This window comes from Rhizobium sp. 57MFTsu3.2 (genome assembly GCF_012932765.1).
Taxonomy (GTDB): Bacteria; Pseudomonadota; Alphaproteobacteria; order Rhizobiales; family Rhizobiaceae; genus Rhizobium; species Rhizobium altiplani.
Window position 1 is genome coordinate 68153 of the sequence record NZ_JDWI01000011.1, and the last position, 16115, is coordinate 84267.

Sequence of the window (16115 nt, forward strand, 5' to 3'; positions counted from 1 at the left end):
TATGGATTCGTTTGTTTCAACTTATGTCTTGCCCGGCCTTCTCATGGTCGGTCAGTCGCTTCTTCTCCTCGTCTGCCTGCTCGTCTTCATCGCCTACATCCTGTTGGCCGACCGCAAGGTCTGGGCAGCAGTACAGCTCCGTCGTGGTCCGAATGTGGTGGGTCCGTGGGGCCTTTTCCAGTCCTTCGCGGATCTTTTGAAGTTCGTCTTCAAGGAGCCGGTGATCCCGGCTGGCGCCAACAAGGCAGTCTTCCTGCTGGCGCCGCTCGTGACCGTGCTGCTGGCTCTGTCCACCTGGGCCGTCGTGCCGCTGGCGGATGGCTGGGTCATCGCCAACATCAACGTCGGTATCCTCTACATCTTCGCGATTTCATCGCTTGAAGTGTACGGCATCATCATGGGCGGTTGGGCCTCCAACTCGAAGTACCCGTTCCTTGGCGCACTCCGCTCCGCGGCACAGATGGTTTCCTACGAAGTCTCCATCGGCTTCGTTATCGTCACCGTTCTGCTCTGCGTAGGTTCGCTGAACCTGACGGATATCGTCCATGCACAGCAGACCGGCCTCGGCACGCGCCTGGGTCTCCCGGCGTCGTTCCTCGACTGGCATTGGCTGGCGCTGTTCCCGATGTTCATCGTCTTCTTCATTTCCGCGCTTGCCGAAACGAACCGCCCACCTTTCGATCTTCCGGAAGCGGAATCGGAACTCGTCGCCGGCTTCATGGTCGAATACGGTTCCTCGCTCTACATGATGTTCATGCTCGGCGAATATGCGGCCATCGTTCTGATGTGCTCGTTGACGACGATCCTGTTCCTCGGGGGCTGGCTGCCGCCAGTCGACGTATGGTTCCTGAACTGGGTCCCTGGTGTCATCTGGTTTACGCTGAAGTCGTGCCTGGTGTTCTTCATGTTTGCGATGGTGAAGGCATTTGTCCCGCGCTATCGCTACGACCAACTGATGCGCCTCGGCTGGAAGGTCTTCCTTCCGCTGTCGCTTGCCATGGTCGTTATCGTTGCATTCGTGCTGAAGCTGACGGGTTGGGCATGATCGTGCCGGCCCTCGTTTCAAGCAATATTGGAGGTTGAAGATGGCAGGCTTGTCCAACGCGGTCAGCTCGCTGTTCCTGAAGGAATTCGTCAGTGCGTTCTGGCTGACCTTCCGGTACATTTTTAAGCAGAAGGCAACGATCAATTACCCCTTCGAGAAGGGACCGGTCAGCCCGCGCTTCCGCGGCGAACACGCACTGCGTCGTTATCCGAACGGCGAAGAGCGCTGCATCGCCTGCAAGCTCTGCGAGGCGATCTGTCCTGCCCAGGCGATTACCATCGAAGCCGGCCCCCGCCGCAACGATGGCACGCGCCGCACGGTTCGTTACGACATCGACATGGTGAAGTGCATCTACTGCGGCTTCTGCCAGGAGGCATGCCCTGTCGATGCGATCGTCGAAGGTCCGAATTTCGAATTTGCAACGGAAACCCGCGAAGAACTTTACTTCGACAAGGCGCGGCTTCTGGAGAACGGCGACCGGTGGGAGCGCGAAATCGCGCGCAACATCGCACTGGACGCGCCGTACCGTTGATCGGAATTGAAATGCCGGAGTGCCGCCCCTTGCGCGGCTTCCGGTCAACATGCACCGAGGCTTTGCTGGATCTTTCCGCGCGAAGCTTCATCGGGCAGGGAAACTCCCGGCTGCCCGGGGGAAGATGAAAAAGGCACCAACATGGGTCTGCAGGCTCTATTTTTCTATCTTTTCGCCTTTGTCGCGGTAGCGTCGGCGTTCATGGTCATCTGGTCGAAGAATCCCGTTCATTCGGTTCTCTTCCTGATCCTGGTTTTCTTCAATGCGGCCGGCCTCTTCCTGCTGCTGGGCGCCGAATTCCTGGCGATGATCCTGCTCGTCGTTTATGTCGGCGCCGTGGCCGTTCTCTTCCTCTTCGTGGTCATGATGCTCGACATCGACTTCACGGAGTTGCGCGCCGGCGTTCTCGAATATGCGCCGATCGGTGCGATCATCGGCCTGATCCTCGCGGCTGAGCTGATCGTCGTTGTGGGTGGTAGCGTAATCTCGCCGGAAATCGCCAAGTCGGTGGCAATGCCGATCCCGGCGCTGACAGAGCGCACCAACACCGCCGCACTCGGCGACGTGCTCTATACGAATTACGTCTACTTCTTCCAGATCGCTGGTCTGGTGCTGCTCGTCGCAATGATCGGTGCGATCGTGCTGACGCTCAAGCATCGCCAGAACATCAAGCGACAGAATATCGCCAATCAGGTTGCCCGCAATCCTAAGACCGCCGTCGAGGTGGTCAAGGTGAAGCCGGGACAGGGCGTTTGAAGCAGGCGCGAGCTTAAGGAACAAATACAATGGTCATCGGACTTTCCCATTACCTGACGGTCAGCGCCATCCTCTTCACGCTCGGCGTCTTCGGTATCTTCCTGAACCGGAAGAACATCATCGTTATCCTGATGTCGATCGAGCTCATTCTGCTTGCGGTCAACATCAACATGGTCGCCTTCTCGTCGTTCCTGAACGACATCGTCGGCCAGGTTTTCGCATTGTTCATTCTGACCGTTGCTGCGGCTGAAGCGGCTATCGGTCTTGCAATTCTCGTCGTCTTCTACCGCAACCGCGGCTCGATCGGCGTTGAAGACGTCAATATGATGAAGGGCTGATAAGGCTATGTTTTTATATAAGGCTATCGTCTTTCTTCCCCTGATTGGCGCGATCATCGCAGGCCTCTTCGGCCGCGCGATCGGCGCCAAGGCATCGGAATACGTTACCTGCGGCCTGATGATCATCGCCGCGGTGCTGTCGTGGTATGTCTTCATGACCATCGGCATGGGCCACCACGAAGGCGGCCCGATCAAGGTCGAAGTGCTGCGCTGGATCCAGTCCGGCGGCATCGACGTATCCTGGTCGCTACGCGTCGATACGCTCACCTCCGTCATGCTGATCGTCGTCAACACGGTCTCGACCCTGGTGCACGTCTATTCGATCGGATACATGCATCATGATCCGCATCGTCCGCGTTTCTTCGCCTATCTCTCGCTCTTCACCTTCGCCATGCTGATGCTGGTGACGGCCGACAATCTGGCCCAGATGTTCTTCGGCTGGGAAGGCGTTGGTCTGGCGTCCTATCTGCTCATCGGCTTCTGGTTCAAGAAGCCGTCGGCAAACGCCGCTGCGATCAAGGCGTTCGTGGTCAACCGCGTCGGCGACTTTGGCTTCATCCTCGGCATTGCGAGCCTGTTCGTGCTCTTCGGCGCGATCAACCTCGACACCATCTTTGCGAACGCTGCGAGCTTTGCCCCGGGCGAAGCCGGCGGTGAGGGCGGAGAGGTCGTTCTCAACCTCTTCGGCATGCACCTCGACAAGGCACACGCACTGACCGGCGCCTGCCTGCTGCTCTTCATGGGCGCGATGGGTAAGTCGGCACAGTTCCTGCTGCACACCTGGCTGCCGGATGCCATGGAAGGCCCGACACCGGTGTCGGCACTCATCCATGCTGCAACGATGGTTACCGCAGGCGTCTTCCTCGTCGCCCGCATGTCGCCGCTGTTTGAGCTTTCGCCGGATGCGCTCGTCTTCGTAACGACGATCGGTGCGATCACGGCCTTCTTCGCAGCAACCGTTGGCCTCGTGCAGAACGACATCAAGCGTGTCATCGCTTACTCGACCTGCTCGCAGCTCGGCTACATGTTCGTTGCTCTCGGCGTCGGTGCTTATGGCGCGGCCATCTTCCACCTGTTCACGCACGCCTTCTTCAAGGCTCTCCTGTTCCTTGGCGCCGGCTCGGTGATCCACGCCGTCGATGGCGAGCAGGACATGCGTTACATGGGTGGCCTGCGGAAGCACATTCCGGTGACCTTCTGGATGATGACGATCGGCACGCTGGCACTGACCGGCGTCGGCATTCCGTTCACGCCGTTTGGTTTTGCCGGCTTCTTCTCGAAGGACGTCATCATTGAAGCCGCTTACGCGTCGCATTCACCGGTCGCAGGTTTCGCCTTCACGCTTCTGGTCATCGCTGCGCTGTTCACGAGCTTCTATTCCTGGCGTCTGGCGTTCCTGACCTTCTTTGGTCAGCCGCGCGCCTCGCACGAAGTAATGCACCACGTGCATGAATCTCCCCAGGTCATGCTCGTGCCGCTCTATATTCTTGCCGCTGGCGCGGTTCTCGCAGGCGTTCTCTTCGAGGGTCGCTTCTACGGCGAGGAATATGCCGAGTTCTGGAAGGGCGCGCTCTTCACCTCCGAGCACAACGAACTGCTGGAAGAATTCCATCACGTTCCGGCCTGGGTTGGCCTCAGCCCGTTCATCGCCATGCTCGTTGGCTTCGTCACCGCCTGGTACATGTACATCAAGTCGCCATCGACGCCGCGCGTTCTCGCTCAGCAGCACCGCGTCCTGTACCAGTTCCTCTTGAACAAGTGGTACTTCGACGAACTCTACGACTTCCTCTTCGTCCGCAGCGCCAAGGCCCTTGGCCGCTTCCTGTGGAAGAAGGGTGATGTCGGCGTCATCGACGCCTACGGCCCGGATGGCGTCGCCGCGCGCGTCGTCGATGTTACCAACCGCGTCGTCCGTCTGCAGACGGGCTACCTCTATCACTATGCGTTCGCCATGCTGATCGGTGTCGCAGCGCTCGTTACCTGGATGATGCTCGGGAGTTCCTTCTGATGACCGATTGGCCTATTCTTTCAACGGTCACCTTCCTGCCGCTCGTCGGCGTGGTGCTCCTGCTGCTGATGAATGAAAACGGTCCGAGTGGCCGCCGCAACGTGCTCAACATTTCGCTGATCACGACGGTCGTGACTTTTGTCCTTTCGCTCCTCATCTGGATCGGCTTCGACAATGCGAACCCCGGTTTCCAGATGGTCGAGAAGCACAACTGGCTCGGCACCGGCATCAGCTATCATCTCGGCGTTGACGGGATCTCGATGCTTTTCGTGATCCTGACGACCTTCCTCATGCCTTTTTGCGTGCTGGCGAGCTGGCTGTCGATCGAGAAGCGCCTCAAGGACTACATGATCGCCTTCCTGATCCTGGAAGTGATGATGGTCGGCGTCTTCGTTTCGCTCGATATCGTTCTCTTCTACGTGTTCTTCGAAGCCGGCCTAATCCCGATGTTCCTCATCATTGGCGTTTGGGGCGGCAAGGATCGCGTCTACGCCAGCTACAAGTTCTTCCTCTACACGCTGCTCGGCTCCGTTCTGATGCTGCTCGCCATCATGGCGATGTACTGGCAGGCCGGCACGACGGATATTCCGGCGCTGCTCGCCTATAAGTTCCCGCCGCAGATGCAGACTTGGCTCTGGCTTGCCTTCTTCGCGTCTTTCGCGGTGAAGATGCCGATGTGGCCTGTTCACACGTGGCTTCCGGACGCGCACGTTCAGGCGCCGACGGCCGGCTCGGTCATTCTGGCAGGCGTGCTTCTGAAGCTCGGTGGCTACGGCCTGATCCGCTTCTCGCTCGGGATGTTCCCGGTTGCCTCCGAGTTCTTCGCACCGCTCGTCTTCGCTTTGTCGGTCATTGCCATCATCTACACCTCGCTGGTGGCGCTGATGCAGGACGACATGAAGAAGCTGATTGCCTATTCGTCGGTCGCCCACATGGGTTACGTGACAATGGGTATCTTTGCGGCCAACGCGCAGGGTTTGCAGGGCTCGATCTTCCAGATGCTGTCGCACGGCATCGTCTCCGGCGCTCTCTTCCTTTGCGTCGGTGTGATTTACGACCGAACCCATACCCGCGAGATTGCGGCCTATGGCGGCCTGGTCAACAACATGCCGAAATACGCTGTTGCGATGATGGTCTTCACGATGGCGAACGTCGGCCTGCCGGGCACCTCGGGCTTCGTCGGCGAATTCCTGACCCTGATCGGCGTCTTCCGCGTCAACACCTGGGTCGCACTCTTCGCCGCGACGGGCGTTATCCTCTCCGCCGCCTATGCGCTCTGGCTCTATCGCCGGGTCATCTTCGGCGCGCTGGAGAAGGAAAAGCTCAAAGCGCTGCTCGACCTCTCTCGGCGTGAACAGCTGATCCTCTATCCGCTGATCGCACTGACCATCTTCTTCGGCGTCTATCCGGCTCCGGTCTTCGATGTGACCGCTGCATCGGTTGACCAGCTGATCCATAGCTATACAGCCGCAGTCCAGGCAGCGCAGGACGTTGCGCTGTCGATGAAATGATGACGGGACTTTTGGGACATGACCTCTGAAACTATTCTCGCAAGCCTGCATCTTTCCATACCGGAGCTGATCCTCGCGGTCGGCGCCCTCGCGTTGTTGATGATCGGCGTCTTCTCGGGAGAGCGCTCCGGCCGTATGGTCAGCGTTCTCGCGATAATCGTGCTGGCCGCTGCTGCGCTCTGGCTGATCTTCCTTCCGAGCGAAGGCGTTGCCTATGGCGGCGTCTTCCTGTCGGACGGCTTCGGCCGCTTCATGAAGATCACCGCGCTGGTCGGATCGATTACGGCGCTCTTCATGTCGCTGGGGCTTGCCAAGGAAAATCAGCTCGACAAGTTCGAGTTTCCGGTGCTGCTCGTGCTCTGCACACTGGGCATTCTGCTGATGATTTCGGCCAACGATCTCATCTCGCTTTATCTCGGCCTCGAACTGCAGTCGCTGGCAATCTATGTCGTCGCTGCGATCAACCGCGACAGCGTCAAGTCCACTGAAGCCGGCCTGAAGTACTTCGTGCTCGGCGCGCTGTCCTCGGGCATGCTGCTCTACGGCATGTCGCTGGTCTACGGCTTCACCGGTCACACGCAATTCGCTGCAATCGCTCAGGCCCTGACTGTCGAAGGTGCTCGTTCGCTTGGCCTCGTCTTCGGCCTCGTGTTCATCCTGGCCGGTATCGCCTTCAAGATCTCCGCTGTTCCATTCCATATGTGGACGCCGGACGTTTACGAAGGCGCTCCGACCCCGGTCACCGCTTTCCTTGCCAGCGCTCCCAAGGTCGCGGCAATGGCGATGTTGACCCGCATTGTAATCACTGCCTTCCAGCCGGTCGTGGCTGACTGGCAGCAGGTCGTGGTCTTCATTTCGATCGCTTCCATGCTGCTCGGCTCCTTCGCCGCAATCGGTCAGCGGAACATCAAGCGACTGATGGCCTATTCGTCGATCGGTCACATGGGTTACGCATTGGTTGGCCTTGCTGCAGGCAATCAGACCGGCGTCTCGGGCGTCATGCTGTACATGGTCATCTACATGGTCATGACGCTCGGCAGCTTTGCGATCATCATGTCGATGCGCCGCAAGGACGGCACGGTTGTCGAGGAAGTCAACGACTTGGCTGGCCTGTCGACCACCAATCCGTTCATGGCGACGGTACTGACCATCCTGATGTTCTCGCTGGCAGGCATTCCTCCGCTCGCAGGCTTCTTCGCGAAGTACTTCGTGTTTGTCGCTGCGATCGAGGCGAAGCTCTACGCTCTTGCGATCATCGGCGTTCTTGCATCGGTTGTCGGCGCTTACTACTACCTGCGCGTCATCAAGCTGATGTGGTTCGATGAAGCCACGGGCGAGTTCGCTCGCGTTTCGGGCTCGCTCCGTCTTGTCTTTGGTCTCTCCGGCCTCTTCGTTCTCGCCTATGTCATCATCGGCGGTCCGATTGGCGGTGCGGCCGAGCTTGCAGCTGCGACACTCTTTTGATGAACTCCGAGGCACGGCGCCGGATATCGCTCGACGATTTCAGGCACGAGGCTCTGCCGGAGACGTCGTCCACGAACAGTGAATGCCTTGCCCGTGCGCGGGCAGGGGACCGCGGTCACCTCTGGATCACGGCGGAAAAACAGACCGGCGGCCGTGGCCGCCGGGGACGCCCCTGGGTTTCAGAGCGGGGCAATCTCTACGCCTCGCTTCTTCTCATCGATCCGGCGCCCATGGAGCGCCTCGGCTCGCTGCCGTTGGCAATTGCCGTCGCCGTGCATCAGGCCGTTCGCCGTGTGCTCCCGCATACGGCCGAGCCGCTGGAAGTGAAGTGGCCGAACGATATCCTGATCGGACGCAAGAAGACTTGTGGCATTCTCGTGGAAGGCGAAGCCCTGTCGGAGGGACGCCATGCGCTCGTCATAGGCATCGGTATCAACGTCGCATTCATGCCTGACAACCCGCTCTATCCGGTGACCTGCCTGCGTGAGCAAGGGAGCTCTGCTTCCCCCGAAGAGGTTTTCGCCCATCTTTTTGCATCGATGGCCGAAGTCCTGGAAGCATGGGATCGGGGCCGCGGCGTGCGCGAAATCACGGAACGCTGGCGCCAGGTCGCCTGCGGCATTGGCGAAAAGATAACGGTGAACCTGCCGGACCGGTCGATTTCCGGCCACTTCGCCGGAATTGATGATAATGGCCTGTTGATGCTCGATATTGGCGCAGGCAGGATGATGACGATTGCCGCCGGCGACGTCTTCTTTGGTTGATTGGAAAAAAGAATAATATGGCGAAGCAGGACGAATTGGTATTTCTGCCGTTGGGTGGCGTTGGCGAGATTGGAATGAATCTCGCCCTCTACGGCTACGGCCCACCGACCCACCGCCAGTGGATCATGGTTGACTGCGGCGTTACCTTCCCGGGGCTTGATCTGCCAGGTGTCGATCTTGTGCTGCCGGACATTCGTTATCTCGCCACCGAGCGCAAGAGCCTGAAGGCGATCTTCATCACGCATGCGCACGAGGACCACTACGGCGCGCTCGCCGATCTATGGCCCGGTCTCAATGTGCCGGTCTATGCCTCTGCCTTTACGGCTGGCCTGCTCGAGGCGAAGCGCAACTTTGAAAAGTCGGCCATCGGGGAGATCCCGGTGACATTGTTTACGGCGGGCGACACCGTCAATGCCGGCCCCTTCAGCGTCGAAGGCGTGGCGGTCAACCACTCCATTCCCGAGCCGATGTCGCTGGTGATCCGCACGCCACTCGGCAATGTGATCCATACCGGCGACTGGAAGATCGACCATGAGCCGTCGCTCGGTCCGCTGACGGACGAGACCCGTTTTCGCCAGCTTGGCGATGAAGGCGTTCTGGCGTTGATGTGCGATTCCACGAATGCCCTGCGGGATGGTGTATCGCCATCCGAGAAGGACGTCTCCGAGAGCCTGCGCAAGATCATCGAGAACGCCGAGGGCCGCGTTGCGGTGACGACGTTCTCATCGAACGTCGGCCGTATCCGAACGGTAGCCGAGGCGGCCGAGGCTGAGGGCCGCGAGGTACTACTGCTTGGCAGTTCGCTCAAGCGCGTGGTCGACGTTTCCCGCGATATCGGCCTGATGGAGGGCATCAAGCCGTTCATTTCCGAGGAGGAATACGGTTACGTCCCACGCGACAAGGTTGTCGTCATTCTGACCGGTAGCCAGGGTGAGCCACGCGCGGCCCTTGCGAAGCTGTCGCGTGACGAGATGCGCAACGTGGCGCTTGCAGCAGGCGATATCGTCGTATTTTCCTCCCGCGCCATCCCGGGCAACGAGAAGGCGATCCAGGACATCAAGAACGGCCTCATCGAGCAGGGTGTCCATGTCATCACCGACAACGAAGCCCTTGTTCACGTTTCCGGACATCCGCGCCGCAACGAGCTGCAGAAGATGTATGAGCTGACGCGGCCGAAGATCGTCGTGCCGGTGCACGGTGAGGCGACGCACCTGACGGCGCACAAGGAACTGGCGGAGCAATCCGGCATCCCGATCGTGCCGCGCGTGCGCAACGGCGACATTCTTCGTCTGGCACCAGGACCAGTCGAGGTTATCGACGAGGCGCCGCACGGCCGTATCTATAAGGACGGCTCGCTCATCGGGGATTTCGACGAGATGGGCATTGGCGAGCGCAAGAAGCTCTCCTATGTCGGCCACGTTGCCGTCAACGTCGTGATCGACAGCCGCTACGATATCGTCGGCGATCCGGACCTCGTTGCGATCGGTCTGCCTGTCTACGACGACGAGGGCGACGATATGGAAGATACGCTTTACGACGCTGCTGTCGGCGCCATCGAGAGCATACCGCGGGCACGCCGGAAGGATCTCGACCTGCTGCAGGAGTCGGTCCGCCGTGCGATCCGCGCAACCGCAAACCAGACCTGGGGCAAAAAGCCTGTGGTCACGGTCTTTGTTACGAAGGTCTGACCCATGCTCGGCCGGGTCAACCATGTCGCCATCGCCGTTCCGGACCTTGCGGCCGCAACGGCCGCCTACCGGGGCACGCTCGGCGCAACTGTCTCTGCCCCGCAGGCTCTGCCGGAGCACGGCGTCACAGTCGTCTTCGTGGAGCTGCCGAATACCAAGGTCGAACTGCTGGAGCCGCTGGGAGCGGACTCGCCGATCGCTGCTTTCCTGGAGAAGAACCCATCTGGAGGAATGCACCATATCTGCTACGAAGTTGCCGACATCCTCGCCGCTCGCGACCAACTGGTGCAAGGTGGTGCAAGAGTGCTCGGCAATGGTGAGCCGAAGATCGGCGCCCATGGAAAGCCGGTGCTCTTTCTGCATCCGAAGGATTTTTTCGGCACCCTGATCGAGCTGGAGCAGGTCTGAGCGGGCTGCGGCAGAGTGACCGAGACGCGGCAAAAACCGTCATTGGGGTCCGAACCGGCTTTGAGTTAACGGACATTTCGGCTTATAAGCACCGCAGTCGCAGAGAGCCTAGCGGGACAATTCGATGCTGCAGATATTTCTACAGGGCTTTGCCGTCTACTTTATCGTCTGGTGGATCACGCTCTTTGCCGTCCTGCCGATTGGCCTGCGCACGCAAGCGGAAGATAACGATATCGTGTTGGGGACCGTACACAGCGCCCCGAGCCGGTTTCGGCCGGTATTCGTCTTTTCGATGACGACGATCATCTCGGCTGTCATCTACGGGCTCTGGTATATCGCTTCGAATTACTTCGGTTGGGGTTTCGACGCCCTGCCGCAGATTGGCCCATCGTTCTCAAACGTTTAGGGCGTTTGCCCAGTTTTTGGGCGGATACAGATATTCGCTGTCACACACATGTCATGAAGTTGCGGCATGGAGTTGCCGTAACGGCAGGCGAGGCCTCACGCAACGGCAGCGAGGGGCTCGGATGGCAGAACGTGGTTGAGAAAAGCCAAAAAAAAACAAGGCTGAAAGCCTTGTTTTAAGTATCGCGTGATCCTTATCCGTTGCCGGGGCTGCGACGAGCGCGCCTAAGATCTGATCCTCCCAAGACTTGACCGCGAAATCGGCAGGAATTTAGCTCCCTGCCTGTTTTGTGGGCTAAAGCTAGCTCAAAGAATGGGCTTTGTCATCAGGTTTTTTTGCATTTTTGCTACACTCCAGCAAATTTTTTCTGTTCATAAGAATATCGTACAAACCATTATAATTTCGCCTTTTTCTTACTTTGTCTGCTTTGCGGGTGCGAACTTGCTTTAACGGCAGACCGCTTCAGCCCGCGGCGGGTTTCTTTCCTTTCGCGAAGCAGCTATGAACGCTGCCAATATTTGTGATCCGCCTTCGATTCCGCGACATGCGGTGTCTCAACAGTTCTGGAATTCGCCATGCGCCTGTCTCGCTATTTCATGCCCATCCTTAAGGAAAATCCCAAGGAGGCGGAAATCGTCTCTCATCGGCTGATGCTGCGCGCCGGCATGATCCGGCAGCAGTCGCAGGGCATCTATTCCTGGCTGCCCCTCGGCAAGCGCGTTCTCGACAAGGTCAACAACATCATCCGCGAGGAGCAGAATCGCGCCGGCGCGATCGAACTGTCGATGCCGACGCTGCAGTCCGCCGAGCTCTGGCAGGAAAGCGGTCGCTACGACGCCTATGGCAAGGAGATGCTGCGCATCACGGACCGCCAGGATCGCCCGATGCTGTACGGCCCGACGAACGAGGAAATGGTCACGGATATCTTCCGGTCCTACGTGAAGTCCTACAAGAGCCTGCCGCTCAACCTGTATCACATCCAGCTGAAGTTCCGCGACGAGATCCGCCCGCGCTTCGGTACCATGCGCTCGCGTGAATTCATGATGAAGGACGCCTATTCCTTCGATCTGACTCGCGAAGGTGCGGAGCATTCCTACAACAAGATGTTCACCGCCTATCTGCGGACGTTCGATCGCCTCGGCCTGCGTGCGATCCCGATGCGTGCAGACACTGGTCCGATCGGTGGCAATCTCAGCCACGAATTCATCATCCTGGCCGACACCGGCGAATCCGAAGTGTTCTGCCACAAGGACTTCGTGAACTTCGATATCCCGGCTGAAGGCACCGACTTCGACAGCGTCGAGGGCCTGAAGGCTGTTTTCGACAAGTGGACGTCGCTTTATGCCGCCACATCGGAGATGCACGACGAAGCGGCGTTCAACGCCGTTCCGGAAGGCGAGCGTCTCTCTGCGCGCGGCATTGAAGTGGGTCATATCTTCTACTTCGGCACGAAGTATTCCGAGCCGATGGGCGCGAAAGTGCAAGGGCCTGATGGCAAGGAACATACGGTCCACATGGGTTCCTACGGGATTGGCCCGACCCGCCTTGTTCCCGCCATCATCGAAGCATCGCATGATGAGAACGGAATCATCTGGCCGGCGTCGGTAGCGCCGTTCGATGCGGTCGTGATCAACATGAAGGCCGGTGATGCGGCGTGCGATGCAGCCTGCGAGAAGATCTATGCGGCGCTCTCGAATGCCGGCAAGGACGTCCTCTACGATGATACGGACGATCGCGCCGGAACGAAATTTGCGACCGCCGACCTGATCGGTGTTCCGCTGCAGATCATCGCCGGCCCGCGTGCGGTCGCGAGCGGCGAAGTCGAAGTGAAGGACCGCAAAACGGGCGCCCGCGAAACGATGACCATCGACGCGGCGATCAACAAGCTCTTGGGCTAAGAAGGCGGGAGGCAGGATGGCAGATGTAGCGGTGAGCCAGCAGGGTTCTAAATCCGGCTCGGCGCCGGCCAGCCGGCCATTTTCCGCCTTCGAACGGCTTGTGGCGTGGCGCTATCTGCGCGCCCGCCGCAAGGAGGCGTTCATTTCGGTGATCGCCGGTTTCTCCTTCATCGGCATCATGCTCGGCGTTGCGACGCTGATCATCGTCATGGCTGTCATGAACGGCTTCCGTACGGAGCTGATCTCCCGCATTCTGGGCATCAACGGTCACATGATCGTTCAGCCCGTCGATACTCCGTTCACGGACTATCCGGCGTTGACCGACAAGCTTGCCGGCGTGCCGGGCATTAAGCTTGCGCTGCCGCTGGTCGAGGGCCAGACATTGGCCTCAGGTCAGGGCGGTGCGGGCACGGGCGCGCTGGTACGCGGCATCCGACCTGAAGACCTGGAAAAGGTGAAGACCGTCTCCGGTAATATCAAGTCCGGTGATCTGGTCGGTTTTGCCGCCGGGCAGGGCGTGTTGATCGGTTCGGGCATGGCTGCCCAACTCGGCCTCCAGGCAGGCGACAACATTACGCTGATATCACCGGAAGGTGACGTCACACCGATGGGCGTCAATCCGCGGGTGAAGTCCTACAAGGTCTCCGGCATTTTCGAGATCGGCATGTCGGAATACGACGCGACGATCATCTACATGCCGCTTGAGGAAGCGCAGCTCTATTTCAATGCCGAGGGCCTGGTTCAATCCATCGAGCTTTTCGTCGACAATCCCGACGACATTGACAATATGCGGCCGAAGGTCGAGGCCGCAGCCGGTCGGCAAATTGCGATTACCGACTGGCGCCAACGCAACCAGACCTTCTTCTCGGCGCTCGAGGTTGAACGGAACGTGATGTTCATGATCCTGACGCTCATCGTCCTCGTTGCGGCGCTGAACATCATTTCCGGCCTCATCATGCTGGTGAAGGACAAGGGCAGCGATATCGCGATCCTGCGCACGATGGGCGCGAGCTCTGGCGCGATCATGCGCATCTTCTTCATGACCGGTGCGGCGATCGGTGTCGTCGGAACGATAGCCGGTGTCCTGCTTGGTGTCGTTGTCTGTATCAATATCGAGAAAATCCGCGAGTTCTTTTCTTGGGTTTCCGGCACGGTGCTGTTCGACCCGCAACTCTACTTCCTCAGCCAGCTGCCTGCGGAAATGAGTATGAGAGAGACGCTTTCAGTTGTGATCATGGCGCTGACCCTGTCCTTCCTCGCCACCATCTTCCCGGCATGGCGAGCCTCCAAGCTCGATCCCGTGCAGGCCCTGCGCTACGAATAAGGAATGCTCTCTTCATGAAGCGGAATACCGTTCTCAAGCTTTCCGGTGTCGAGCGCCACTATGGTCAGGGCGAGACGCTGCTCTCGATCCTCAAGGGTGCGGACTTCACGCTGAACAGCGGCGAAATCGTCGCCCTCGTCGCGCCGTCAGGCACAGGCAAGTCGACGCTTCTACATATTGCCGGCCTGCTTGAGCACCCCGATGGCGGCGAGGTGATCATCAACGGAAAGGCCTGCGATGGTTTGCCGGACGATAAGCGCACCGCGATTCGCCGCAGCGAAATCGGCTTCGTCTATCAATTCCACCACCTGCTGCCGGAATTTTCTGCGATCGAGAATATCATGATGCCGCAGATGATCGCAGGGCTGCCGCGTAAGGAAGCGAAGGAGCGAGCCGGCCAGCTGCTCGATTATATGCGCATAGGCCATCGCGGCGCGCATCGCCCCGGAGAGCTTTCCGGTGGCGAGCAGCAGCGTGTGGCGATTGCGCGTGCCGTCGCGAATGCGCCAAGCCTGCTGCTGGCGGACGAACCGACTGGCAACCTTGATCCTGAAACGGCAAGCTATGTCTTTGACGCGCTTGAAGCGCTGGTGCGTCAATCAGGCCTGGCGGCGCTGATCGCGACCCACAATCACGAACTCGCCGGGCGCATGGACCGCCGCGTGACTATCGCCGACGGCAAGGTCGTGGATTTCTGATTAGGGGTGGATGAGACCGCCACGGTAGTCCAATTCGTAGGCTCTGCGCTCGTTCACGACGATCACTTCGCGACCGCTGAAATGGCTGCAGTCCCCTATGCTTTGATCGGCATAGTAACCGAAGGCGTGCTCGAACTCCATGCCGCCGAGGAAGCGCCGATATTCGGCATACATTTTTGACAGTGCAGCCTTGATCACCGTTCCCGCCCGTTCTCCGCCGATCAGCGAATGCTCGACGATGCGTCCGAAGTAGTTCATCGCCCAGACCGGTTCGCTCTCCAGCCAGACCACTTCTTGCCCGGCGAAATCTGCGCCGCCGAAATAGCTGTCGAGATAGCGCCAGGCGCCGCGCTGATATCCGATGTCGCGCGATCCTGTCCGGCAGGCGGGCACAGGGCTTCCGCCACCGACATAGGTATTCGCCTTCGCCTCGACGATGAAACTGTTCAATGCGACAATATCCATGGCGTTCCCTCCGCTCGACAGCGTCTCAACAACGCTATTAAATGTAAAGAACAAAATAAGAACAAGCCTCACGGTCCGCAGATCGTTTGTCCAGTGTCGTCGTTCCACTCAGCGATCGGGAGGACACGTGGCTCGGCTTTGACATCCTTGCCATCCTTCTGCAGCTTGCCGGTCAGTGCATTGTAGTCGCAGGAGCCGGCCGCATTGGGGTCGAGCGTGTCGTAGTGGTTGTAGGTATAGCCGGCAACGACGAACTGCTTGTTCCGATAGGCCACCGTCAGCGTCTGGTCCCAGCGATCGCGCCCGATCGCGCTGTTCTGTGAGTGTACGGCGATGGAGGATTTGCCGACGGCCTTCAACGACGGTTCCTGTCCGAAGACGCCGTCCGCATTGGTGCTGCCCCAGATCTTGTTTGGTGCGGCCAGCGAAAGCCGCAGAAGTTCGTGGTCGCTGTCACGAAGATAGAGGTAGATGCCGATTTGATCATAGTTGGCGCCCTCCTCGGGAGCAACCAGCAGCGCGAGGTCCGCACGCCCATCGCCATCCCAATCCCCCGTCGCCGCGTCGACGATCCGCGTGGGATCGATTTGCTCGGCTCGAGCGGTAAACGCCGCCGATAGAGCCAATCCAGCAATTAATACAAACTTAAACATGCTTTTCTCCCATCGCCATGCGGTCAGCAAAACGGAAAAGAATCCTGTTGACAATAGAACAATAGCGGAACAAATTGAAAACATAAGAGAACAGGAGAGCCAAATGACTGACTTGATCCGTGATATCGCAGCATTCACCTCCATCGCAATGTTCGTT

The 16115-nt window shown here is 59.1% G+C and carries 16 protein-coding genes; 14 read left to right on the forward strand and 2 right to left on the reverse strand.

The window, feature by feature from the left end:
• Window position 1 precedes the first annotated feature (1 nt).
• The 14 genes from nuoH (at window position 2) to AF71_RS14110 (ending at window position 14840) form a co-directional block, all read left to right on the forward strand.
• A complete protein-coding gene (gene nuoH / locus AF71_RS14045; protein WP_018857050.1) occupies window positions 2–1045 on the forward strand; it encodes an NADH-quinone oxidoreductase subunit NuoH in 1044 nt (347 codons plus the stop codon).
• A 40-nt stretch (window positions 1046–1085) separates the two neighbouring features.
• A complete protein-coding gene (gene nuoI / locus AF71_RS14050) occupies window positions 1086–1577 on the forward strand; it encodes an NADH-quinone oxidoreductase subunit NuoI (RefSeq protein WP_007789671.1) in 492 nt (163 codons plus the stop codon).
• A gap of 141 nt (window positions 1578–1718) precedes the next feature.
• Window positions 1719–2333 carry an NADH-quinone oxidoreductase subunit J gene (locus AF71_RS14055; protein WP_018857049.1) on the forward strand — a complete coding sequence of 205 codons (615 nt, stop codon included), beginning with the start codon at window positions 1719–1721 and terminating at the stop codon, window positions 2331–2333.
• A gap of 29 nt (window positions 2334–2362) precedes the next feature.
• A complete protein-coding gene (gene nuoK, locus AF71_RS14060; protein WP_007531803.1) occupies window positions 2363–2671 on the forward strand; it encodes an NADH-quinone oxidoreductase subunit NuoK in 309 nt (102 codons plus the stop codon).
• Window positions 2672–2678: 7 nt separating this feature from the next.
• The gene (gene nuoL / locus AF71_RS14065) at window positions 2679–4679 is read left to right on the forward strand and encodes an NADH-quinone oxidoreductase subunit L (RefSeq protein WP_018857048.1); all 2001 of its coding nucleotides are present in this window, start codon (window positions 2679–2681) and stop codon (window positions 4677–4679) included.
• Window positions 4679–6190 (forward strand): NADH-quinone oxidoreductase subunit M, encoded by a 1512-nt coding sequence (locus AF71_RS14070; protein WP_018857047.1) that lies wholly within the window; start codon window positions 4679–4681, stop codon window positions 6188–6190. Before nuoL ends, AF71_RS14070 begins: the two co-directional genes overlap by 1 nt.
• An 18-nt stretch (window positions 6191–6208) precedes the next feature.
• The gene (nuoN, locus tag AF71_RS14075; protein ID WP_018857046.1) at window positions 6209–7654 is read left to right on the forward strand and encodes an NADH-quinone oxidoreductase subunit NuoN; all 1446 of its coding nucleotides are present in this window, start codon (window positions 6209–6211) and stop codon (window positions 7652–7654) included.
• Window positions 7654–8418, forward strand: coding sequence for a biotin--[acetyl-CoA-carboxylase] ligase (locus AF71_RS14080; protein WP_018857045.1), 765 nt, complete (start codon window positions 7654–7656; stop codon window positions 8416–8418). The genes nuoN and AF71_RS14080 overlap by 1 nt, the downstream gene beginning before the upstream one ends.
• Before the next feature lie 17 nt (window positions 8419–8435).
• Window positions 8436–10106: a ribonuclease J gene (locus AF71_RS14085; RefSeq protein ID WP_169681804.1), complete on the forward strand. Its 1671-nt coding sequence runs from the start codon at window positions 8436–8438 to the stop codon at window positions 10104–10106.
• A gap of 3 nt (window positions 10107–10109) precedes the next feature.
• On the forward strand, window positions 10110–10514 hold the full coding sequence (gene mce / locus AF71_RS14090; protein ID WP_018857043.1) for a methylmalonyl-CoA epimerase: 405 nt from the start codon (window positions 10110–10112) through the stop codon (window positions 10512–10514).
• Window positions 10515–10638: 124 nt separating this feature from the next.
• Window positions 10639–10920: a DUF1467 family protein gene (locus AF71_RS14095; protein WP_018857042.1), complete on the forward strand. Its 282-nt coding sequence runs from the start codon at window positions 10639–10641 to the stop codon at window positions 10918–10920.
• A 575-nt stretch (window positions 10921–11495) separates the two neighbouring features.
• Complete coding sequence (gene proS, locus AF71_RS14100; protein WP_018857041.1) at window positions 11496–12818, forward strand: proline--tRNA ligase; 1323 nt, start codon at window positions 11496–11498, stop codon at window positions 12816–12818.
• Window positions 12819–12834: 16 nt separating this feature from the next.
• Window positions 12835–14142, forward strand: a complete 1308-nt coding sequence (locus AF71_RS14105) for a lipoprotein-releasing ABC transporter permease subunit (protein WP_018857040.1) — start codon at window positions 12835–12837, stop codon at window positions 14140–14142.
• A gap of 14 nt (window positions 14143–14156) precedes the next feature.
• On the forward strand, window positions 14157–14840 hold the full coding sequence (locus tag AF71_RS14110; RefSeq protein WP_018857039.1) for an ABC transporter ATP-binding protein: 684 nt from the start codon (window positions 14157–14159) through the stop codon (window positions 14838–14840).
• Here AF71_RS14110 and AF71_RS14115 read toward each other — a convergent pair whose 3' ends face one another.
• A complete protein-coding gene (locus tag AF71_RS14115) occupies window positions 14841–15305 on the reverse strand; it encodes a DUF5680 domain-containing protein (protein WP_169681806.1) in 465 nt (154 codons plus the stop codon).
• Between the two features lie 68 nt (window positions 15306–15373).
• Complete coding sequence (locus AF71_RS14120) at window positions 15374–15958, reverse strand: hypothetical protein (protein ID WP_113470093.1); 585 nt, start codon at window positions 15956–15958, stop codon at window positions 15374–15376.
• Window positions 15959–16115 lie beyond the last annotated feature (157 nt).